We start from the raw sequence: 21561 nt of genomic DNA, 5'->3' as shown, positions 1-21561 counted from the left end.
CGCTTTCCCCAGCCCGTCAGGCTCGGATCATGATGACCTCGATCGCCAGTTGGTTCCTCATCTCCTGTCTGGTGCTCCTCGCACCCGTGAGCACGTCTGGGGCGGCGCCGGCCTGGAGCTGGCCGATCGCTCCCCCGCACGTCGTCACCGAGCCGTTCGTCGCGCCGCCCGACCCGTACAGCGCCGGCCACCGGGGTGTCGACATCGCCGCATCGCCCGGTCAACCGGTCGTTGCAGCAGCCGCCGGCGTCGTGACGTTCAGCGGGACGGTGGTCGACCGACCGCTCGTCGTGATCCGGCACGACGACGGACACGTCTCGAGCATCGAGCCGGTGGTGGGTTCGGTCGAGGTCGGCAGTCCGGTGACCCGCGGGGCATCGATCGGGACCGTCGGCGTCGGCGGACACTGCGCCGACGGCTGCGTGCACTTCGGGGTGCGGCGCGACGGCGTCTACGTCAATCCGATGCTGCTGCTCGGCGAGCTGCCACCGGCCGTCCTGCTCCCGCTGACCGCGACGGCGGGGGCTCAGGCCCGCGGGTGGGCGTTGCGGTAGCTCTCCTTGATGCGTTCGACGGAGACGTGCGTGTAGATCTGCGTCGTCGCGAGACTCGCGTGGCCGAGGAGTTCCTGGACCGCGCGGAGGTCCGCTCCTCCGTCGAGCAGGTGCGTCGCGGCGGTGTGCCTCAGGGCGTGAGGCCCTGCCGGACCGCCGCCGGGCACGGCGTCGAGGAGCCGGGCGACGAGTGTGTAGACGGAGCGCGGGCCGAGCCGCCCTCCGCGCGCGCCGAGGAAGAGGGCTGCGGCGGGCGTCGGTCCGCGGTCGTTCGCGGCTGCACGGGCGACCAGCTGCGGGCGGGCGCTCGTGAGGTAGTCGACGATCGCCGACTGAGCGGGGACGCCGAACGGCACGACCCGCTCCTTGTCGCCTTTGCCCGTGACCCGGACGGTGAGTCGGTCGAGGTCGAGGTCGTCCCGGTCGAGTCCGCACAGCTCGGACACGCGAAGGGCCGAGGCGTAGAGCAGTTCGACGACGGCGAGGTCGCGGAGGGCGTTCGGCTCCCCCGATGCGGCGCGGTCCTCGAGCCCCGCGAGGAGGTCGTCGAACGGGCCCCGGCCGACGACGCGTGGCAGGGTCCGACCCGTCTTCGGACTCCGGAGACGTGCTGCGACGTCCGAATCGACCCTGCCGGTGCGGAGGAGCCAGGCGCTCCACGCCTTCGCCGTGGCGGTGCGTCGCGCGAGCGTCGCCTTGGACGAGCCGGCCTCGGAAGCGGCCCAGAGCCAGTCGCGGAGGAGGTCCAGCGTCACGCCGTCGACGAGCTCGACGTCGCGTCCGGTGGCGAAGTCGGCGAGCTGCCGAAGATCGGAGGCGTAGGCGCGAACGGTCTGCGGCGACAGCCGACGCTCGGAAGCGAGGTGCTCCGAGAACCCGTCGATGCTGCTCCAGATGTCCACGTGGACAGCATGCCCCACGCGTCCGACGCCGTGGCCTTCCCCCGCCGAGCGATCACCTCACGCCCGTCCCCCGACGAGCACCCACCCGCGCTCCCGTTCCTCGACGGCCCCGGCGAGATCGAGCGCACCGAGCACGCCGCTGACCTCGCGAGGACTCAGACCACTCGCTTTCGCAAGCGCCTCGACGGTGCGCGGCGAGCGGGCACTCATCACATCACGGACCCGGCGTTCCTCTGGCGAGGCGAACGCCTGCGCGTCCGCGTCGACCGCGGTCCATCCGGCGAGTTCCGCCATCTGCTCGGCGTTCGTCACGCAGGTGGCGGCATACTCACGTATCAGGCGGTGACAGCCCGCCGACGACGGACTCGTGACCGGGCCGGGCACGGCTCCGAGCGGACGCCCGAGGGACGCGGCGTGACCCGCCGTGTTGATCGAACCGGAGCGGTCTCCGGCCTCCATGACCACCGTCGCCGCCGAGGCTGCGGCGATGAGTCGGTTCCGCTGCAGGAACCGCCATTTCGAGGGTGTGGACCCGCACGGCGATTCGCTGATGACGGCTCCGCCGGCCTCGCGGATCCGACGGATGAGCGCGTCGTGACCGGCAGGGTACGGCCGATCGACCCCACCTGCGAGGTAGGCCACGGTCGCCCCTCCGCTCCCGAGGGCGGCTCGGTGCGCCGCGCCGTCGATGCCGTAGGCGGCACCCGACACGATCACGAAGCCCCGATCGACGAGCCCGGCCGCCGCCTCGAGGGTGACGTGCTCACCGTAACCGGACGCGGCCCGGGCACCGACCAACGCGATGGCACGTTCTCCCGCGGGGGCGTTGGGAGAGCCGCGGAGCCAGAGGGCGTGCGGCGCGTGCACACCGAGGTGGTCGAACCCCGCATGCCAGCCCGGAGCGCCGGGCAGGAGGAGTCGGACGCCGACCTCGATCGCCGTCTCACACGCGGCGACGAGGTCAGCCGAGACGAGCCGGGGCCGCCAGCGTTCCAGCGCACTTCCGAGCACACGGGAGACGGGCACCGCGGAGGGATCCTCGGACTCGGCATCGGCCGACGTCGAGCCCGAGCCACTGGACCACTCGCTGCCGAGGATGCGGCGCTGCAGTTCGGTCGGCCCCACCCGGTCCAGAACCGCTGACAGTGCGCCCGCAGGGCCGAGCGCACCGATCACGAGCCCGGCGACGCCGTCGCCCGGTTCGGCGATCATCGTCCAGGCCGCCTGAGCGAACGCCGCCCGGATCCCGGCGGTGCCGACGTCATCATCGGCCTCCAAGACGGGCTCGGCACCTCCATCTGCGCCAGGGCTGCCCGCGGCCTCGACCGGTTCCAGGCCGCCGAGGCCTCGGACGAGGCGTTCGACCAACCCGCGGTCCAAACCGAACCACGCACTCATGAGATGCCCTTCCGCAGGAAGAGGGCGCGCCCCAAGTGCTCGGCTGTGGGGCTGCCTGCCCCGTCGAGGTCGGCGAGCGTCCAGCTCAGTCGGAGGATCCGGTCGTAGCCACGCATGGTGATGCCTCCCCGCTCGAGGGAGCGGTCCAACGCGCTCGTGACGGATCGGGGCAACCGCATCCGCGGGCTCCTGAGCCAGGTGCCGCTCGCCTGTGCGTTCGTGATCCAGCCGGTGCCGGCCAACCGCTCGGCACTCGCGGCCCGCACCGCCTCGACGCGGGAACGAGCCTCGGCGGTGGAGACCTCACCCTCCCGCGAGAGACTCGTCAGTGCCGAGGTGATCCGGTGCACCCGCACGCGGATGTCGATCCGGTCGAGGAGCGGCCCCGAGATCCGCCCGAGATAGCGTCGACGGGCCTGCGGTGGACAGGTGCAGACGCCGTCCGCCGTGCCGTACTGACCGCACGGGCAGGGGTTCGCGGCGAGGACCAGTTGGAAGGCGGCCGGGAACGTCGCGCTGCCGTGCGCACGATGCACGGTGACCACGCCGGCTTCGAGTGGCTGACGCAGCGAGTCGAGGACGTCGGCGCGGAACTCCGGCGCTTCGGCAAGGAATCCTAGATACGGTAATACCGAATCGAAGGAGAACGATGCCAGTTCGCGCAGCACTCTACGCCCGGCTGTCCGATGATCGGGACGCCGACAAGCTCGGTATCGATACCCAGCTCGGCGACGGTCGTGCCATCGCTGAGCGAAAGGGTTGGACCGTCGTTGGTGAGTACGTCGACCGATCGCTGTCAGCGTCCAAGAAGCTCGTAAACCGTCCCGAGTACAACCGGCTCGTGGACGACTTCAACGCTGGCACATTCGACGCTCTGATCTGCTGGGACCTGGACAGGCTCACGCGCCAGCCACGCCAGCTCGAGGACTGGATCGACGCTGCCGAAGAGCGCGGGCTGATGATCGTGACGGCCAACGGTGAGGCTGATCTTTCGACGAGCAACGGCATCATGTTCGCTCGGATGAAGGCGACCATTGGCAAGAACGAGTCAGACCGAACGTCGCAACGCGTGAAGCGCAATGTTCAAGCGCGACGGGATGCAGGGAAGTGGCACGGAGGCACCGTTCCATACGGGTACACCGCTGTCGATTCGCAGTTGAAGCCTCGGGATGATGAGGTCGAGCGGATCACCGAAGCGATGAAGCGCCTGCTGGCTGGCGACACCATGTACGGCATCGCGTCGGACTGGAACAGTCGCGGCCTGATGACCAGAACGGGCAAGGCATGGCGGCAGTCGAACCTTCGTCCCATCCTCTTGAACCGAACGAACCTCGGTGAAACGAAGTCCGGCACTGTCGGATGGACACCGATCGTTGAACGAGTGACGTTCGATCGAGTCGAACGGCTACTGACGGACCCGTCTCGTCGCGTGACGAAGAGCCCCGGCGTGCGAGGCGGTAAGTACTCGATGGGCGGAGGTGTGTCCGTTTGCGCTGAATGTGGGTTCCGGCTCATCACTGACACGAAGCGCGGCCGAACACGCCTAGCTTGCCTTTCACGAGTGTCTAGCACTGTAACGGACCCCACCACTGGCGAAGTGCTCGTTCCTGGCGCTTGCGGTCACGTTGCCATCGATCACGAACGGCTTGAAGAGTACGTATTCACCGAGGTGGTGCGGGCGTTGGAGGCGAACCCTCGATGGGGTCAGGTGCTAGCTGAGCGCGACCCTTCAGCAGATGCGCGCATCGAAGCCCTTCAGTCGAAGAGGACCGACCTCGAAGAGCAACGCCAGCGAGTGACGATGGAGTACGTGCGGGGGTTGATTCCCCAGCGCGAGCTCGACCAGATTCGCGCGACCATCGAGGCTGAGGCCGATCAGCTCCAACGCGAGATTGACTCACTGCTTGGAACGTCGATTATGAGCGACGCGCTTGCTGACGGTCTCGACTGGCGGGCGTGGTCTCCTATGAGGCGACGCAACTTCTTGAAGATTGCCATCGCGCGCGTCGAAGTCGACCGTTACCCAACTGGTATGGCTCGGAACCTGCCGAAGCGAAGTAACGAGACAGCCGCGGAGAATGCTGCTCGGCGAGCTGACCTCGTTCAGACCGTCATGGAGCAGCGAGTGAAGATCGTCCCCCGAGGAGCCTGACGCAACGTAGGTCTGGACGGCCGCGACAAAGACACTGACCGAACCCGGCGGTCGATAGGGAGTCCCCCAGCTAGATCGGCGCTAGGACAAGACCACCACTAGTAGGAGTGGGGCGTTGGACTACTCATCCTCCTCGCAGCAGACTGCCCTGACAGTTACGTCGCGGCGATGCTGTCGTGCCATCTCGCGGACCTTCAACCCTGGCCGATCGGTCGATCCACGGAGCCATCCCAACCTGTCAGATGGCCTCTCCGCATCTCGATGTACAGGTGTCGAGGGTCTTGTGTATTTCCTATTTACATTGGGTTCATCGGGGGATTTGATTTCGATTCGACGGCGGGAGGTACCTGCCTAGGACGGAACGAACCCATGACCAGCAACGCAGCCACCAAGCCCTCCGCGACTACCGAAGCAACGGAGCCGGCCAAGGCTCCAAGCAGGAAGGACCTGCTCTTGACGCTGGAGGGAGCGGGCTACACCGGCCCGACCAGCTTCACTGCCTCGACTCTGCGCGACGTGGTGGCGTGGATCGAAGCTGGAACTCCGAAGGACTCCCCCACGATCCCGACTGGCGTCATGCACGCCGTCCACCCGGAGCTGAAGCCTGCGCCGAAGGCCAGAGCAGCACGACTCACGAAGGTTCAGCAGGGCTACCAGCAGGCGCTCACTGAGGTCGCGGAGCTGACGGACCTGGCATCGGTTCGCGCCTGGGTTGCGGCCAACCAGATCGAGACCAGCGCGTGAAGGTGATCGGCTACCTGCGCGTATCGACCAGCCAGCAGGAGTACGGGATCGAGGCGCAGCGTCGAACCATCGAGGCTCAGGCAGAGCTACGAGGCTGGACGGTCGAATGGATCGAGGATGCTGGTCGATCAGGCAAGGACATCAATCGCCCTGGCATCTCGTCGGCGCTCGACCAACTCAAACGCGGAGAGGCGGAGGCGCTGGTCGTATCGAAGCTGGATCGACTGAGCAGGAGTTTGGCCGACTTCGCTCGACTCCTAGAGACTGCGAGCAAGCAGGGCTGGGGCGTCGTGGCGATCGACCTCGGCATCGACACGACTACGCCCACCGGCGAGCTGGTCGCGAACATCATGGCCTCGGTGTCGAGGTGGGAACGGCAGATGATCGGCCTGCGCACCAGGGAGGGGCTGGCTGTCGCGAAGGCGAACGGCGTCCGGCTCGGCTCCCCCGTGCTGATGGACCCGGCAGTCGAGGAACGGATCGTTGCTGAGCGCGCTGCTGGCCGGACCCTGGCTGCTATCGCAGCAGGGCTCAACGACGACCAGACGGTCGTATCCGGTCGTGGCGGTCGGTTCTACCCGAGCACGATCCGGGGCGTCCTGGGGCGGCTTCAGAACGGTTAGTGTTGTCCGGTACCCCCGATAGGGAGCAGCTCATCACGCCTCTTTCCGTCGCTGCCGGTCCAGTAGACCCAGACCTGGACGCCGAATGCCCAGCCTTCGTCTGTGACCAACGCCTCGAACACTGCCGCGTTCTTACCGGAGAGATCGTCCCACGCGGCTCCGCTAATGAACCTCAAATCCGAACCAGCGGGGTGTTGCAGAACGACATGCTTGGCAACGGATTGGTCGGCTGAGTTTGTGAGGACGAAGTCCGTTCGCCCGCCGGTTCGATCACGAACCGCATTCCAGCGAGGCGGATACACCGGGGCTGCTCGCTCCGCCACGACCTTCTCGCGCTCTTCCTGGACGCCCCGCTCGAAGGCCTCCTCGAGCGACTCCGCGGTTGTCAGCGGCGCGATTGCCTCGGCGGGAAGGAACGCTTCTGCCTCGTGCGGATCACCGTTGCGGTCCTTCCATGCAACCTTGAACGGCACCCCTTCAGCCCGCCCCCGGTCAGTGACGATCCCACCGATGGTCTTGCCGACATACGAGCCATCGCTGTCTACACCAACCTCAGACCAAGCGTTGTGCCCATCGAGCACGAAGTGCGTCGCCGGTGCCGTGACCACTACATCCGTCGACCGGCCCGGCGTCGACCGCAACGTGAAGCGGTCATCTGCGTCGCTGGCCGTAACGGTCCACGTCGGAATCGGCGCGGCACTCCGGTCAGCAGCAACTCGTTCCTCCACTTCGGCCCTGCCACGTTCCTCAGCCGCTGCAAGCGCAGCCGCTCGGCGCGTTGTGGTCGTGACCGAAATCCGAATGCTCCTAACGAAGTTCCAGGCCGCGCGCACGCCCTTGTTGATCGGACCGCGAAGCTTCGGTATTCGCGCCAGCAGCGCCAGGATCAGGCCAGCGATGACCGCGGCCGCCACCGCGATCAGGAGTATGCCAAGGGGATGCGCAGTGAAGAACGTGAAGTCCTCCATTAGCTACAACATACCCGCGGCTGCGAGGACGAGTCTCGTGTCGACGTGCGTCTGAAACGGTGACGGCTTCCACCCAGTCACTTCTTGAAGGAAACCGCCCTTGTCGCCGCGTTCTGTCCAGAGCTTGTCAACGACGGGGAGGCGGTTCCAATTGATGGGTTCGTCGCTGCTTAGGTTCTGCGGCGGGCGATAGTGGGTCTCGAACGAGTCGGCGCCATTTCGCCCGAAGTTTCCTTGCGAGAACCGAGGGGCAGGCTCGGTCGACCAATGGCGGTCGTCGTCTGACTCCCAAACTTGCACCGACCAGGAAATATGCACTACGTCATCGCTGAGCTGCGCAAGCCACACTCCAAGAATCTCTTCGGGGCTGTCGTCACTGGTGTAGTCGTCGCTGACCGAATCACCGTCTGCCCACCAGTGCAAGCCCAGCCGCACCTCCTTCTGCACCGCGTACTTGGTCGTCGTGATCAGCCAGCGGTTCTCCGTCTTGGAGTAGGTCGTTGCACTCATTTGCTCATTGTGGCAGGCAAGTCAGCAGTTCACTCGATTGAGCCGTAGGCGCGTCAGATCAAGCGGGAGATCGCAACGTCTCGGTACGGATTCGCTGTGCCGCCAGTCTCGAGGTTTACGATCGTGAAGCCCTCCGCGCGAAGCTTGGAGATGACCTCATATGTAGCTGGCTCGACGAAACTGGTCCATCCGTCGGACCCGCCTGGCCCCGCCTCGCCAGTTGAACTATCCTCCGGACGAAAGGCCGCTCTGACGATGATGCGCTTGTTCGCGCTTTTCGGAAACTGCGCTCGGGCGCTGGCTAGGATCTGGTCGGGCATACCTCTCCTCCGGGTTGGCTCTCAGTACGATCAGAAGTGCGGAGACCGAACCATTATGAGTCCTGCCGCTCCGCAGTTGGGGCTAGTGACCGCGATTGGGTTAGACCTTCCTGAGGTGCGGGCTCCGAGCCCAGTTACACCCCCGGCTATTTAGATAGCCGGGGGTTTGAAACTGGGCGCCCTGTTGCCGAACCAGGGCGGATGCAACTGGGCTGTGCAACTGGGCTCGTGGGTAGTACTCGACAGGGTTTCAGGGTGGCGCTGCCCGTACCCAATTGCACTGTCACGGACCCTGCAACTGGGATCTGCGACTGGGCTCGGCCCAGTTCCGTGCAACTGGGCTTCGAGGTCAGTAAGCCCACCGATATGTGGCTGCGGTCTTTCCGGTCGAGGACTGACTTGCGGCCGTCGCCTCGATGACGGTTCCGGCCGCGACCAGCCGATGCACATGGCGGCGGGCAGTTGCCTCGGTTACGTCTGCCTCCGTAGCGATCTGCTTCACCGTGAGCTCTCTCATGCCAGCGCCCCGAAGGACGGACTCGACGGTCGCGACGTACCTCACGGCAGTGCTTCCCCGCTTGTGGTCATGTACCAACTGCAACGGCCCAACCTCCTCGGCCGGCTGCTTCAGGTGGTGCATCATCACTTCCGGGTCACCTTGTGTGCCGCTCAACTGGATCACCGAGCCGAGACCTGCGGTCAGCCACGTCGACCCGTAGATGCTGTCGAGTGAAGCTGTGCGCTGCTGGCCGTTCTGCGCCTTCCTTTCGTGATGCAGAACGAGCACCTGAATTCCGCGCGCGATCAGTTCCTGCCACGCGGAGTTGACCGCCGCACCGACCGCGTCGTCACTGAGTCCCGGCAGCAAGTCCTTCACGGAGTCGAAGACCACCAGGTCTATGCCCTCGGCCTGGTCCTCGACCCAGTCGGCCAGTGCCGACGAGTCCGTGCGGATGTCGACACCAGTCGGTCCTTTCCACATGAGCAGCTTCTCGTTCATAAGGCCACGATTGTCCTCGGTGATCATGCGCCGAATTGACCTCGCTGCCTGCCTCGGACGGTCCATCGCGAGGTAGAGCGAACGTCCGCTCGACGGTTTGACGGTGAGCCCCAAGAATGTCCCGTCCGTCACGCCCATTCGAGCCAGGATGAGCTGTTGCGCGAGCGTTGTCTTTCCGAGCCCCTGAGCCCCGGCGATCATCAAGGCCTCACCTTCGGCCCACAGCACACGGTCACCGTCTCCCCACAACGCAGGGATGACGTCCGGCTCATCGAGCGCGAAGTCACCGCCGGGAACGAGCCGTGCATGCGTCGAGCGGTGCACGGGAGGCCCGTCCCGCAAGTCAAGACTGCGAGCGAACGCCAGAATCTCTTCGTCCGATGCGGTCATGTAGTCGAAGTCCGTCATCGTGACCGTCCCATGAGCCGCGCTGCAAGGTTGATGCGACGAGTGTTCTCTTGCGCGATGAAGTGCCGGTTGCGGTGGAGCATGCTCTCGACTTCGGTCCAAGGGAAGGTCGCCGTATCCGGCGTCTTGAGCCAGACGGCACGGGCAAGTGAATGAACCTCGTTCTCGCTGTCAGTTCCATACTTTGCCCACCAGCGACAGATCAGCCGATGCATGCTGTCGTTCCGCCGTCCGACGGGGAGCCCGTCGCGGAGAGCGTCCTGTGTTGAGATCAGCAGTCCAGAGGCCATCTGAGCGGTGCCGCTTCCACCAGTGCGGTATCGACCGCCATCCCTCCGGATGGCCGCGACAAGCCAGTCCGGGGCCGGTGGAAGAGCCGTCAGGCTCCCCCGTCCGACTTCGTACTGACGGTAGCCCGTGTCAGGTGTTCGCGACGCACTGCTGCGCATGGACACTGTCCGAACCGACGGCGGGGCTACGACCATCCCTCCATCGGCTCTCACATCGACATTGGGCAACCATCCCGCACAACTGCGCAGCGGCTCTTCGAGCGTGAAGTAGAGGTGCCCACCATCGCCAGGCGTATCGACCCTCACTCCTCGAGGTATCTCGTGGCCGTTTTCGTCCGCCCACCTCATTAAGGAGTGAAGCCCGTCGACTCCGTGTCGACGGTCGTAGTCGATAACGAGGAGGCGGCTCGGCGCTCCGGTTGCTATACCGATGTTCGAGGCCTTGTCGATCCCCCACCAATGGCGGATTCGCCCTTCATCAGTTGTAGCGATGCTCTCGAAGTGTCCAAAGGATCCCAGGAGTCTCCGGTGGGGCCTGTTGCCGAACGGCTCTGCCGGGAAGATACCAAACCTTCCCAGCCGAGCGAAACCAAGCGCTGAGGGCAAAAACCCCAGCTCATCGGTGGGTTCTGGGATATAGTCGACAATCGAATGCTGTGGTTCCTGGTTTCCTCTGGATCCGTGGGTGTCGTCCTTGAGCAAGGCGGCACCCTTTTCAGTTTCCCTCTCCATCAGAGCTCACCTCCGTTGCGCGAAGAAACGCCGCGATCCGGTCGATGGTCTCGTCGTCGAACTCGATGGCCGCGCGGCTCATGATCGGGCCGCCTTGCGACCGCCTCGGGCGCCGTATCTGCCGTCGAGCAGTTCCGCATCGAGCAGGCACTCGATCGGCAACCCTACAAGGAGGGGTAGGCCTGCCTTGATCAGGTCACTTGGATGCGCCCGACCAGCGAGGACATTCGCGAGGTGTGCCGGGCTGCAACCGATCCGAGCCGCAGCGTCACGGGTGGACAGGTCGTGGATGATGAGTGATTTCCGTGCCGGTTGGCGACGGTATGTGAGTGTCACGGGAGTGTTTCCCGGCGTCTGCGGCTGATCGCTGGCGAGTGCGCCCTCCCACTTGGTCCACGCAGACGCCGTTCAACGGACGAATACCACCGAGGGAGTTCGCAAACGCTGGGCCCCCAGCCACGCTTTCAGATAGCGCCGGGATTGAGCCGCGAAGGCTGCGTGTGGCCGCTGGTCGGAACCAGTCCATCGTCCGTTGACGGCGAATCTACAACACGAACACCCTGATGTAAACAAGGCCGGCTGCTCGGGATGGCGCGCTACAGAAGGGTTGCCGCCGGTCCTGCATCCAGCGGCCGAATTGAGCGGAGCAGGTAGCTCCGGCGGCCCGAGTTAGAGGAGGCCGAGTCGTGCTGAATAAAGACAGTGAAAGTGGCCTCTACCCGCTGCTCAGGTTCGGCGGCCAACGCTGCAACCTGCTGCTGAATTTCAGTCGAGGCGAACGACGAAGGGATCGGGCGCGAGCGACCATCGGGAATGAAGTACATAATGCCCGTTGACCACTTGTGCCCGTCGAGGATTCCCGACGAGACCCATGGCTCCTCATCCATCTGCTCAACTTTGAGCCGGTCCCATAGGTACTTCGCCGCGATGGGCTGCAACACGACTTCCTCAACACCGATACCACGCTGACGATACTCGCCCGACACCGACCACTCCTGCTTGAAAACCTCATGCACCGCCACGCGAAGCTTTCTGCGCGCGCTGAGCGGGATGCTCTGAATGGCTCCGTCGAGCACGTCGCTGTCAGGCGTCTCAGGATTCGAGTGAGCGAAGAGAAGCGCGAAACGGTGCAGCGCTTCAGACTGAAGGTTCCCATCAACCCAGACCGGACCGTCTTGCTGCTGATCAGCGAACGGGTTCTGAGCCACGTCGACCGGGTCCGGGGCGATGAACGTTGCCCTGACAGAGCCCGGCCCCGGAGCAATCAAAACGTCACGTGCGGCGGTGCGCCCCAGGCGATCCCGGACGTACTCTTGCGCCGCTTGCGCAACCTTCGTCACGAAAGTACCGAAGGCGACAGCATTCGTAGCATGGTCCTCAACGGAGCGACCGTCGAGGTGAAGCTCCAACTGCCCGGCGCGCGGAGCCAGCACCTGCGCAGCCACGGCTTCCAATTCGGGCTTTCCGGCAGTTGTGGCAAGGATGGACCCAATCAACAGATCGCGATGCGGGGACCCCTCAGCTGCAATCAGGGCGCGCCGGAGACTCTCAGTCAGCGGCAGATTAGACGGAGACATCGGGATTGATCACCTCCACGTACCCTTTCCGTAAACCAGGAACCACCTGTTTGTCGCGGTCCGTGACCGCGCTCCAGTAATCCTCGAAGAACTCCCGCACTTCGACAACGTCAGCTGGAACGAAGAACCCATCGATTAGCCCGCCCATGACGTGCGCCTTCCCGATGCTGACCCGCTGGCCCAACAGAGTTCCCTCGGCGTTCAGGAAGGTGAACAGCGGAGCTTCTATGCCTTGGCTGACCTGTTCGTCAGTGTACGTCGGACAGAGGACAACGACGTCGGCATCGTGCGGCGCAGCCCAGTCCTTGTGCGTCGTGAAGCCGCCGTCGATCCGGAGCCGGGCGTCAGGAAAAAGATCCCAGACCAGCTCGGCATAGAGCTTCAGTGCCGTGAAAACGCGTTCTCGTTCGGCCGCGAAAGGGGCTTCCGCAACGAACCGGTCGTACACCTCGTCAAGCGTTGCCGGGTAGGGCTCCGTTGACGGCGGAAGCATGCCCGTCGCAGGGTCGATCTCTGGAAGCACCGTTCCCCCAACTTTGTCTTCCGATTTCTCGAAAGCATAGCGGGTGCCTGGCTCAGGACAGCACGTGGCGCTACCGCTGATGTTGCGGAGGGTTGCGAGAGCCATCCACAATCCGAAGATGGGACCTCGATGGTTGCGGCCCCTCAGCCTCGCTCTCAAACCCTGCCTCCGCGACGTCGGACGCACCTCTGGTGTCACTTTCCGCGGGCTCGGGTTCGACTACCTCGGCCAGCATCTCCAACACCGCAGGGGGCGGCTGACGGTAGATACCTTCCAACTGCACGATCTGCTCCCACGGCTTCACGTCGAGAGTCACTTCGGACTTGACACCGTTGCCGGTGCGATCCAGGAGCATCTGGATGGCGCGGAGCCGATCGGCGTCGGACGTGTCGGTCTTAGTGAGGATGCGCTGCAACTCTGTGAGTGCAGGGTTCACCAGCTCCTGCATCCGTTCGCGGGCTTTCTGCTTGACGTTGGGGAGCTGCCCTCCGTGCTTCGAGCAGACGGTGGCACCCTTGATGGCGTAGTTCTTGCAGGGCTCACCGTTCGAGCGTGTGCCACCGCATCGGACCTTCGGATGGTCAACGCGCTTCCGGATCTTCTCGACCATCGTGGAATCGTCAACTCCCCCGTGACGCTCACACATCTTTGATCCGTGCACTGCGTTGCGTCTGCACTGGTTGCCGAAGTTCGCGCGCCCCGGCGTCTTCGCCGTTGCTTCACACTGAGCCATTACTACGCTCCCTCCACACCACAGGTGCCCAGTTGGCCTCCAGGGCGCTTACACAAATGGAGCACGCGGCCACATCGACAACGACTCTTCCGGCCCGAATTGACAGCACCTTGTACCCGTAGGACGGCGGGTAGTCACAGATGTCGCACGGTTGAAGCATGAGGTCATACCGGAGCGCGTCAGCCGTCTCCGGAGTCTGAGCGTATTCTGTGCCATATCTGGCCTGGACGACTACAGCGCTTGGAGCCGGAAAATGGCCCGCGTCTCCGAACTCTTCACGGTGTTGGTCATCCAAGAGCCACAGGCCCCGTGCAGCGAGTCTGACTCGCTGACCGATGTACGGATGATCGATGAGATGGCGATTGTGCGGAGCAAGTCGTCGAGCTTCGGCGTAGCTCGCTTCGAACTGATCGACCTCGGCTGAATCTGCGAGCGAAAGTGTCATGATGCCTCTCCTTGGCTGGACCATCAATTGAGTCGGCTGGGCGGAGGGGCCGTGTGGTGCCGTGCCCAGCCAAGGACGGCACCACACGGGGTTCTTAGAGCGTCGGGTTCGCGTACGTCGCGCTTGTCGTGATCTGCATGACCGCGGCAGCACCACGGTTGCGCACGCCCACGCCGAAGCCCTGCGCGTAGGTGGACTCGACCAGCGGGTAGCGGTTGTTCGTACCCGGGATGACGCGGAGGCCCTGGTACTCGGGACGAATGTGGCTCCTGAACGCGAGCGCGTTGCGCGCGGACCCCTGCCCAGCGACGGCAGCAGCGATCACGTACCCGTCAACGGCGTAGTAGTTCTCTGCGATCAGAGCGCCTCCGAACGAACCGATGATCGGGAGGCCGTTGAGTTCGGCCGGCGGCAGATCACCCACGATCTGCTCAGTCGTGAGGTAGGCAGGAGCCTGGTCCGACGGGATGAAGTCGAACGGGGAACCCGTGGCGACGCGAAGCGCGCGGATGGCCTCACCCTGGTTGGGGTGGACCAGGATGACGATCTTCTCGCCAGGCAGGGTGCCGTAACCGTGGTGGGTGATGTGCCGGATCAGGTCACGGAGGTCGGCGCCGTCGACCTGGGCGGACTGGCTCGTCAGGTAGTGGGTGTGTCCTGCGTTGAACGTCTGTCCAGCGAACACGGGCGGCTTCGCGTCAGCCTCCCCATCCCAGAGCGCGTAGATGGATGCGCCGCTCTCGTTTGTGCGTCGGGTCGCGATCGTGGTCTTGGTCATCAACGCGCGCAACGTGGCGTTGAAGATGAGGCGATCGTTGGCTTCGAGCGCGGCGTTGTGCTGCGCCATGACCTGCTCGGTCGATGCGTCGCGAAGGAACGCCTCGGTGTAGCGGATCGCGAGGTCGTACCACTTCAGGGGGAACCCCATCGGCAGTGGTTCGAGACCGGCGCGCGACGCCTTGGGCGCTCCGAACTCCGAAGCATCCTCGAACTCGGCGAGCCCACTCCCCTGGCCGACGTAGTCGACTGCCAGGGTCGTGTCGAACGTGAAGAGCGAGCCGATGGCCGTGCGCTGCTTGTTGACCAGCGCGATGGTCGAGATGAAGTCCGACCAGATCTTGTTGAGGTCCGTGCCGTCGGTCGTGCGGCTAAGAACGTCAGATGCGGTGTTGAAACCACGGGTTACTGCCATGATGCACCTCCAGTGCGTAAGAACGTTCGGGACCGGAGTCCCTCGAAACGTCCGCACCTCTGGTGGCGGACAACTCACGTCTCAGCGGGGTCAGAGCGACCGAATCTGTTAGGTGTGAGCTGCGTGGCGACACATCATGTAGTCACCATCGAGTTCATTGTATCAGGATTCATGGTTGTATTTAGGATAGTTTGACTCGTCGAGGAAGAGCACGCCGTGCGCCGCGCGCGCGGCTGCCCCAGGTCGGATCTGGCGCGAACCGCCACCGATGATCGCCGCCGCCGATGACGAGTGGTGCGGGCTCTCCCACGGTGGTCGTCGGGCGAGCGCGCCGTCCGGCGGCAGACCGATGAGCGAGCGGAGGCAGCTGACCTCGACCGCGGCCTCGGCGTCGAGGTCGGGAAGGACCTCGGGGAGCCGGGCGGCCAGCATGGTCTTGCCGGCCCCGGGAGGTCCGACCATCATGACGTGGTGCCCGCCGGCGGCCGCCGCGACCATCGCGTCGACCGCATCCGGCTGTCCGACCACGTCCGCGAGATCGAGTGGGTCGGGCGTGGGCAGCCGATCGACCCGTTGCCGGACGGGTTCGAGGTCGATCGCGGACAGTTCCGCACCGTGCCAGATGGCCGCATCACGTAGCGAGGTCGCCCCGATCACCGTGACGCCGGGCACGAGCTGCGCCTCCTCGACGTTGGCGGTCGGCACCATCACCGCGTCGTAGCCGGCGCGGGCGACGGCGAGGACGGCCGGCAGCACGCCGACGAGCGGACGGAGTCGACCGTCGAGCCCGAGCTCACCGAGGTGGACGACCCGCTCTGCGGACTCCCGGCGCACCAGGCCGCCCACGGCGAGGCAGGCGATCGCCATCGAGAGGTCGAAGGCGCTCCCCTGCTTGGGCAGCGACGCTGGAGACAGGTTGATCGTGAGCTTGCCGCCGGGCAGCTCGCAGCCGGAGTTCGCCGTCGCACTCTTGATGCGGTGCGCGGCCTCCCCGAGCGATTTGTCGGGAAGACCGACGATCGCCATACCCGGCACGGTCGCGGCGGCAGACGCCTCGACCTCCACGATCGCGCCCGTGAGGCCGGCGAGTGCGACCGACCAGGTGCGTGCGACGGCCATCAGGAGACTCCCCGCAGGTGCTGGAGTCGCATGTCGCCTTCGGACGGCAGCACGATGCCGACGACGTCGACGCGCATCCGCCTCGAACGCGGTCGGTGCTCAGCACACCAGGCGCCGGCGAGGCGACCGATCCGGGCCAGCTTGCTCGGCGTGACCGCCTCCGCGGGATCACCGAAGCCGACGCCCGAACGGGTCTTCACCTCGACGAAGACCAGCGTGCCGTCGTCGTCCGCGACGAGATCGAGTTCACCCTGCGGGCATCGCCAATTGCGGTCGAGGATGCGGTATCCACACGCCTCGAGATGATCCGCCGCCACCTGCTCGCCGCGTCGGCCGAGCTCGTCCTTCCGTGCCATGTGCACCTCCTGGCATCCAGCCAAGCGTGCAGACGAGGCTCGTTACCCGGAGGTGGGTCTGTCGTCGACGAGCGCGCGGCGAAGCGCGCCTGTGGAGCGCTGTCGGTCGCGGGGGCCTCGCCCTACTCGTCGAGCGTGAGTTCCTTCGGGAGTTCGAAGTCGCGCGAGGACAGCTGCTCGACGTTGACGTCCTTGAACGTGAGCACTCGGACGCTCTTGACGAAGCGGTCGGACCGGTAGACGTCCCACACCCAGACGTCGATCATGGAGAGCTCGAAGTAGAAGTCGTTCGCCGTGTCGCGTCGCACGAGGTCGACCTCGTTGGCGAGGTAGAACCGGCGCTCGGTCTCGATCACGTACTTGAACTGCCCCACGACATCGCGATACTCGCGGTAGAGGGCCAGTTCGACCTCGCGGTCGTAGTCTTCGAACTCGTCTTCGTCCATGGTCTCTCCAGTCTACGTGTAGGCGGGCAGCCAGCTGCTCCGGTGGTGGAGGGTCAGGCCGTGCTCGGAGAGGGCCGACAGATGCTGCGCCGAGCCGTATCCCTTGTTGCCCTCCCACCCGTACTCCGGCAGTGCGTCGTGCAACTCGATCATCAATCGGTCGCGGTGCACCTTGGCGAGCACGGACGCAGCGGCGACCGACGCGCAATCCCGATCCGCTTTGACCCTCGTGGTGATGGTGAGCGGTCGCTGGAGCGCCCGGCTCAGCCAGTCGCTGTTGCCGTCGAGCAGGACGGTGGACCCGGTGACGTCCGCGCCGATGGCGTGCAGTTCGAGCAGCGCCCGACGGCCGGCGAGTCCGAGGCACGCGGTGATACCGAGCTCGTCGACCTCCGCCGGGCTCGCGAGTCCGACGGCCCCGTACAACACCCACTCGCGGGCCAGCGGTTCCAGGCGGGTCCTCGCTCGCTCGCTCAACAGCTTCGAGTCGCGGAGGCCCTCAGGGAACGGCCCGCACGCCGGGGCGACCACCGCGGCGCCGACGGCCACCGGGCCGGCGATCGCTCCGCGACCCACCTCGTCCATGCCGATGACCGACGGGACACCCGCAGCGAACAGTTCGTGCTCGACCTCGAGGGTCGGTTCGCTGACGGCCATCACTCCTCTTCTGGGGCGGGGATGCCCTGGAAGACGGACGGGTAGTTGTCGAGCCAGGCCCAGTTGCTGGACGGCCAGGTGATGACGAACGCGCGCCCCACGACGTTGTCGATCGGGACGAAGCCACCACCGGGTGTGTCGCCGTTGTACCGGGAGTCCTTCGAGTTGTACCGGTTGTCGCCCATGACCCAGAGCGAGCCCTCCGGGACGACGATGTCGAACGGGTCTCCAGACACCTTCTCGGTGCCGGCCGGGAGCTTCACGTACGGTTCGTTCAGCGGCACCCCGTTGACCGTCATCTGCCCGAGGGGGTTGCAGCACGACACGTGGTCGCCGGGCAGGCCGATGACGCGCTTGATGAGGTGGTCGTCACTGTCGGGAGCGACGAGGCCGAAGATCGACAGCACCCATTCGACGGCTGCGGTGACGGGAGGCTGCGGAGCCTCGACCGTCTGCGGGAGCCAACCGCCCGGATCTTGGAAGACGACCACGTCGCCACGGTTCAGCGAGACCACGTCGGGGACGAGCTCGTTCACCAGGATGCGGTCCTGGATCTGCAGCGTGTTCTCCATCGACCCGGACGGGATGTAGAACGACCGCACGAGGAAGGTCTTGATGAGGAAGGAGACCAGCAGCGCGACCACGAAGATGATCAGGAGGTCGCGAAGGAAGAGCAGCGCTCCGCGTTTGCCGCGGGGGCGCTGCTGGTGGTCGGGCGACGCGTCTGCCGCCAGGGAATTGTCTGTCATTTAACCGCCTGAGCTCCCCACCAGCTTATCCGGTGGGGAGCTCAGGAATGATCGCGGAGGGCGACCGGGAGGACGACTAGTTGTCGCGCTTCTCCTTGATCTTCGCCTTCTTGCCACGGAGCTCGCGGAGGTAGTACAGCTTCGCGCGACGGACGTCACCGCGGGTGACGACCTCGATGTGGTCGATGTTCGGGGAGTGCACCGGGAAGGTACGCTCGACGCCGACCTGGTAGCTCACCTTGCGGACCGTGAAGGTCTCGCGGACACCCTCGTTGGAGCGGCCGATGACGACACCCTGGAAGACCTGGATACGGGACTTGTTGCCCTCGATGATGTTCACGTGCACCTTGACGTTGTCGCCGGCGCGGAAGTCGGGGATGTCCGACTTGAGGGATGCTGCATCGACTGAGTCGAGAATGTGCATGATGATTCCATCTCTGCGACCGCCACAGGTCGACCGCTGAATACGTTCGGAAGGAAGGGTGTGCCCGATGCCGGCGTTCCCCTGTGGCAGAACTGCGGAGGCACAAACAGCAATTGTGTCATGAAAGGGCCCCGGATGGGAAACCGGGCCCCGGACGGCGCGGGCGACAGCGGTGGAGACGACCGCTCAGCGGCGCTCGTCGGGCTTCGACTCCTCGATGACGATGAACTCGCCGCCGTCGATCGGGCCGGGATCGAACCGCGGCTGCGGCGGGATCGCCGATCCGGGCATCGTGCCTGGCCCGGCTGCAGCGGCCATGCGCTCGAACTCCGCCATCGTCTCCCGAGCCCGGCGTGCCGTCTCGGAGATGAGTTGCGCGATGACGCCCCAGAAGGCGGCGAGGCCGGCGACGACGCCGAGGACCGCCCAGAGGGCGACGCCCGAGCTGAAGGAGCCGAAGCAGATGATCGTGACGTGCCAGAGCGTGAGCAGGCCGACGTCCGTCCAGGACACGAGCTTCGTCGTCCGGACGCTCGCCCGGGCGGAGATGAGGAACGCGATCGCAGCGAGCGCGATGGCGAGGATCGGCATGGCGATCAAGAGCCCGAAGAGGCTCCAGCCGCTCTCACCGAAGAGTCCCCATCCGACGAACGGCCAGGCGGGCAGCACGAAGATCGCGGCGAATCGCCAGTAGTAGAACGCCCGACGGATGATCATGTCTCTCAGGGTACCGCCGGGCTCCTGAGCGTGCACTGGTCGTTCGCTGTCGGCCGATGTCGGTCCCGGCCCGCGTGGTCAGAGGAGCTTGCGCTGCAGAGCCCAGGCGGCGAGTTCGTGGCGCGAGGACAACTGCAGCTTGCGCAGCACGCTCGACACGTGGGTCTCCACGGTCTTCACGGAGATGAACAGCTCCGTCGCGACCTCCTTGTAGGCGTAACCGCGGGCGATGAGGCGCATGACCTCCTGCTCGCGGGCGGAGAGCCGGTCGAGCTCGTCGACGGACTCCGCCGTCTCCCCCGTCACGGCACCGAAGGCGTCCAGGACGAATCCCGCGAGCCGGGGTGAGAAGACCGCGTCGCCGTCGTCGACCCGTCGGGCCGCCTCCGCGACCTCGGCCCCCGAGGAACTCTTGGTGATGTACCCGCGCGCTCCGGCCCTGATCACCCGGACCACGTCCTCGGCGGCGTCCGAGACGCTGAGCGCGAGGAACCGGGTGGCGGGCGCGATCGACACCGACCCGGCGATCACGTCCGCGCCACCGCCGCCGGCGCCACCCGGCAGGTGGACGTCGAGTAGCACGACCTGCGGGCGCGTCTCCCCGATCACCCGGATGGCCTCCTCCACGTCGCCGGCCTCCCCCAGCACCTCGATGCCGGGATCGAGTTCGCTGCGCAGGCCGGAACGGAAGATCGAGTGGTCGTCGACGATCACGACGGTCAGTGGTCGGTCGCTCATGGTCGGCTCCTCGGAACGGTCGGGACGGTGTCGGGCTGCGGCGCAGTCGACGCGGCGTCGTGGACGGGCAGGACGAGACGGACCTCGGTACCTCGTCCGCCTGGCCCCGAACGGATGGTCGCCTCGCCACCGATGCGCTGCATCCGGCCGATGATCGACTCCCGGACCCCGAGGCGGTCCCGCGGGACCTGTTCCAGGTCGAAGCCGGGGCCGCGGTCGGAGATCGACACCTCGATCCGCTGCGGTGCCGTCTCCAGGTAGACGGAGACGTCGCCGCCGGCGTGACGTGCCGCGTTGAGCACGGCCTCCCGTGCGGCGGCGAGGAGCGGCTCCGGGGCGTCGTCGATCGCACGCCCGACCGCGACGACGTCGACGCGCACCGCGTGGTCGGCCTCCACCGCGGCCGCGATGGTCCGCAGCTCGGTCGCGAGGTCGCCCGTCGGAGTGGTCCCGCCGGAGAAGAGCCAGTTCCGCAGCTCGCGCTCCTGCGCCCTGGCGAGACGGGACGCCTCGCTCCCCGGGCCGGCCTGCTGCTGGATGAGCGCGAGCGTCTGGAGCACGGAGTCGTGCAGGTGCGCGGCGATCTCGGCGCGGTCGGCCTCGCGCATCCGCGCGGCGCGCTCGTCGGCGAGGTCGCGGTTCAGCTGGAGCGCCCAGGGCGCGATGACCACGGCGACCCCGAGGAGCACGGCGATCGCTGCGACGATGACCGTCCACATGTTCGGGCGGTCCCCGGTGACGAAGAACAGGAGGATGCCGAGGACGACGAGGACGAGCGCTCCGAGCACGCGGATCAGGAGGGCACGTGAGCCCTCACCGCGACCACGCTCGCCGAACTGCCGCCACGCGAGTGCGGCTCCCGCGAGGACGACGATGACGGGGATGACGGCCTCGAGCGGGATGTCCAGCCCGGTCCGGGTCGCGATCAGCGCGGTCCCCGCCGCGAGCAGGGCGATCCCGAGCAGCACCTCCGTGATCGGCGCGCGACGGGGGCCGCCGAGGTCGCCTCCGTCATCGGTCGAGGCCGGCCGGAGCAGGTGCTCCCGGGGATCGAGCGGTGCGTCCGCGCCCTGCGTCGGCGTCATGACCCACAGCCACACGTAGAGGAGCAGGCCCGCTCCGCCGCAACCCGCGAGGATGACCGTCGCCGTCCGCACCGCGGCGACGGGGAGACCGGTGTGCTCGGCGAAGCCGGCGCAGACACCGCCGAGCAGGCGGCGCCTCGGACGGCTCATCACCTCGGTTCCCATGGAGCCATCCAAGCAGTTCGGGGTGCGGTCGGCA

Annotated in this window: 25 protein-coding genes; 5 read left to right on the top strand and 20 right to left on the bottom strand. The window is 66.0% G+C overall.

Annotated elements, in window-relative coordinates; all coding sequences use genetic code 11:
* Positions 1–554, top strand: a 554-nt coding sequence (locus A4X17_RS14335; RefSeq protein WP_231884399.1) for a murein hydrolase activator EnvC, incomplete at its 5' end; no start/stop codon positions are given.
* Here the strand turns inward: A4X17_RS14335 and A4X17_RS14330 are convergent.
* From A4X17_RS14330 to A4X17_RS14320, 3 genes are read right to left on the bottom strand one after another with little or no spacing between them, the layout of a single operon-like run.
* Positions 527–1456, bottom strand: a complete 930-nt coding sequence (locus tag A4X17_RS14330; protein WP_064296338.1) for a tyrosine recombinase XerC — start codon at positions 1454–1456, stop codon at positions 527–529. The two genes, A4X17_RS14335 and A4X17_RS14330, sit on opposite strands and share 28 nt — an antisense overlap.
* Positions 1457–1513: 57 nt before the next feature.
* Positions 1514–2854, bottom strand: coding sequence for a DNA-processing protein DprA (dprA, locus tag A4X17_RS14325; RefSeq protein WP_064296337.1), 1341 nt, complete (start codon positions 2852–2854; stop codon positions 1514–1516).
* Positions 2851–3522, bottom strand: a complete 672-nt coding sequence (locus A4X17_RS14320; protein ID WP_082916187.1) for an ATP-binding protein — start codon at positions 3520–3522, stop codon at positions 2851–2853. Before A4X17_RS14320 ends, dprA begins: the two co-directional genes overlap by 4 nt.
* Between A4X17_RS14320 and A4X17_RS14315 the strand changes: the two genes are divergently transcribed.
* The 3 genes from A4X17_RS14315 (at position 3504) to A4X17_RS14305 (ending at position 6373) form a co-directional block, all read left to right on the top strand.
* Positions 3504–5006: a recombinase family protein gene (locus A4X17_RS14315; RefSeq protein ID WP_064296335.1), complete on the top strand. Its 1503-nt coding sequence runs from the start codon at positions 3504–3506 to the stop codon at positions 5004–5006. The two genes, A4X17_RS14320 and A4X17_RS14315, sit on opposite strands and share 19 nt — an antisense overlap.
* Positions 5007–5375: 369 nt before the next feature.
* Positions 5376–5750 (top strand): hypothetical protein, encoded by a 375-nt coding sequence (locus tag A4X17_RS14310; protein ID WP_064296334.1) that lies wholly within the window; start codon positions 5376–5378, stop codon positions 5748–5750.
* Positions 5747–6373 carry a recombinase family protein gene (locus A4X17_RS14305; RefSeq protein WP_197479090.1) on the top strand — a complete coding sequence of 209 codons (627 nt, stop codon included), beginning with the start codon at positions 5747–5749 and terminating at the stop codon, positions 6371–6373. Before A4X17_RS14310 ends, A4X17_RS14305 begins: the two co-directional genes overlap by 4 nt.
* On the opposite strand, the gene A4X17_RS14300 is transcribed toward A4X17_RS14305, so the two are convergent.
* The 7 genes from A4X17_RS14300 to A4X17_RS14270 form a co-directional block, all read right to left on the bottom strand.
* Positions 6370–7341, bottom strand: a complete 972-nt coding sequence (locus A4X17_RS14300) for a hypothetical protein (RefSeq protein WP_064296332.1) — start codon at positions 7339–7341, stop codon at positions 6370–6372. The two genes, A4X17_RS14305 and A4X17_RS14300, sit on opposite strands and share 4 nt — an antisense overlap.
* 3 nt (positions 7342–7344) lie before the next feature.
* Entirely contained in the window at positions 7345–7851 is a 507-nt protein-coding gene (locus A4X17_RS14295; protein WP_064296331.1) for a hypothetical protein, read from the bottom strand.
* 669 nt (positions 7852–8520) lie between these two features.
* Positions 8521–9579 (bottom strand): AAA family ATPase, encoded by a 1059-nt coding sequence (locus A4X17_RS14285; protein ID WP_064296329.1) that lies wholly within the window; start codon positions 9577–9579, stop codon positions 8521–8523.
* A complete protein-coding gene (locus tag A4X17_RS19020; protein ID WP_082916186.1) occupies positions 9576–10601 on the bottom strand; it encodes a bifunctional DNA primase/polymerase in 1026 nt (341 codons plus the stop codon). Before A4X17_RS19020 ends, A4X17_RS14285 begins: the two co-directional genes overlap by 4 nt.
* A gap of 596 nt (positions 10602–11197) precedes the next feature.
* Positions 11198–12046 carry a hypothetical protein gene (locus tag A4X17_RS14280; protein WP_064296328.1) on the bottom strand — a complete coding sequence of 283 codons (849 nt, stop codon included), beginning with the start codon at positions 12044–12046 and terminating at the stop codon, positions 11198–11200.
* 118 nt (positions 12047–12164) lie between these two features.
* Positions 12165–12806, bottom strand: coding sequence for a hypothetical protein (locus A4X17_RS14275; RefSeq protein ID WP_157583538.1), 642 nt, complete (start codon positions 12804–12806; stop codon positions 12165–12167).
* On the bottom strand, positions 12772–13311 hold the full coding sequence (locus tag A4X17_RS14270) for a hypothetical protein (protein WP_064296326.1): 540 nt from the start codon (positions 13309–13311) through the stop codon (positions 12772–12774). Before A4X17_RS14270 ends, A4X17_RS14275 begins: the two co-directional genes overlap by 35 nt.
* A 376-nt stretch (positions 13312–13687) precedes the next feature.
* On the opposite strand from A4X17_RS14270, the gene A4X17_RS19325 reads away from it, so the two are divergent.
* Positions 13688–13858: a hypothetical protein gene (locus tag A4X17_RS19325; protein ID WP_157583536.1), complete on the top strand. Its 171-nt coding sequence runs from the start codon at positions 13688–13690 to the stop codon at positions 13856–13858.
* 115 nt (positions 13859–13973) lie between these two features.
* On the opposite strand, the gene A4X17_RS14265 is transcribed toward A4X17_RS19325, so the two are convergent.
* The 10 genes from A4X17_RS14265 to A4X17_RS14220 all read right to left on the bottom strand — a co-directional run bounded on the left by A4X17_RS14265 (position 13974) and on the right by A4X17_RS14220 (position 21527).
* Complete coding sequence (locus A4X17_RS14265; protein WP_064296325.1) at positions 13974–15071, bottom strand: hypothetical protein; 1098 nt, start codon at positions 15069–15071, stop codon at positions 13974–13976.
* Between the two features lie 162 nt (positions 15072–15233).
* Positions 15234–16190 carry an ATP-binding protein gene (locus A4X17_RS14260; protein WP_064296324.1) on the bottom strand — a complete coding sequence of 319 codons (957 nt, stop codon included), beginning with the start codon at positions 16188–16190 and terminating at the stop codon, positions 15234–15236.
* Complete coding sequence (locus tag A4X17_RS14255; RefSeq protein WP_064296323.1) at positions 16190–16546, bottom strand: YraN family protein; 357 nt, start codon at positions 16544–16546, stop codon at positions 16190–16192. Before A4X17_RS14255 ends, A4X17_RS14260 begins: the two co-directional genes overlap by 1 nt.
* Positions 16547–16668: 122 nt before the next feature.
* On the bottom strand, positions 16669–16992 hold the full coding sequence (locus A4X17_RS14250; protein ID WP_064296322.1) for a DUF2469 domain-containing protein: 324 nt from the start codon (positions 16990–16992) through the stop codon (positions 16669–16671).
* 12 nt (positions 16993–17004) lie between these two features.
* Complete coding sequence (locus A4X17_RS14245; RefSeq protein ID WP_064296321.1) at positions 17005–17649, bottom strand: ribonuclease HII; 645 nt, start codon at positions 17647–17649, stop codon at positions 17005–17007.
* On the bottom strand, positions 17649–18398 hold the full coding sequence (gene lepB, locus A4X17_RS14240) for a signal peptidase I (protein ID WP_064296320.1): 750 nt from the start codon (positions 18396–18398) through the stop codon (positions 17649–17651). The genes A4X17_RS14245 and lepB overlap by 1 nt, the downstream gene beginning before the upstream one ends.
* Before the next feature lie 76 nt (positions 18399–18474).
* Positions 18475–18822, bottom strand: coding sequence for a 50S ribosomal protein L19 (rplS, locus tag A4X17_RS14235; protein ID WP_056006851.1), 348 nt, complete (start codon positions 18820–18822; stop codon positions 18475–18477).
* Positions 18823–19008: 186 nt separating this feature from the next.
* Complete coding sequence (locus A4X17_RS14230; RefSeq protein ID WP_064296319.1) at positions 19009–19539, bottom strand: hypothetical protein; 531 nt, start codon at positions 19537–19539, stop codon at positions 19009–19011.
* Between the two features lie 78 nt (positions 19540–19617).
* The gene (locus A4X17_RS14225) at positions 19618–20277 is read right to left on the bottom strand and encodes a response regulator transcription factor (protein ID WP_064296318.1); all 660 of its coding nucleotides are present in this window, start codon (positions 20275–20277) and stop codon (positions 19618–19620) included.
* Positions 20274–21527 carry an ATP-binding protein gene (locus A4X17_RS14220; RefSeq protein WP_064296317.1) on the bottom strand — a complete coding sequence of 418 codons (1254 nt, stop codon included), beginning with the start codon at positions 21525–21527 and terminating at the stop codon, positions 20274–20276. The genes A4X17_RS14225 and A4X17_RS14220 overlap by 4 nt, the downstream gene beginning before the upstream one ends.
* Positions 21528–21561: the final 34 nt, after the last annotated feature.

The organism is Plantibacter sp. H53, from assembly GCF_001650455.1.
Classification (GTDB): Bacteria; Actinomycetota; Actinomycetes; order Actinomycetales; family Microbacteriaceae; genus Plantibacter; species Plantibacter flavus_A.
The sequence above is the reverse complement of the archived record's forward strand: the minus strand, read 5'-3'. Positions and strand labels throughout refer to the sequence as shown.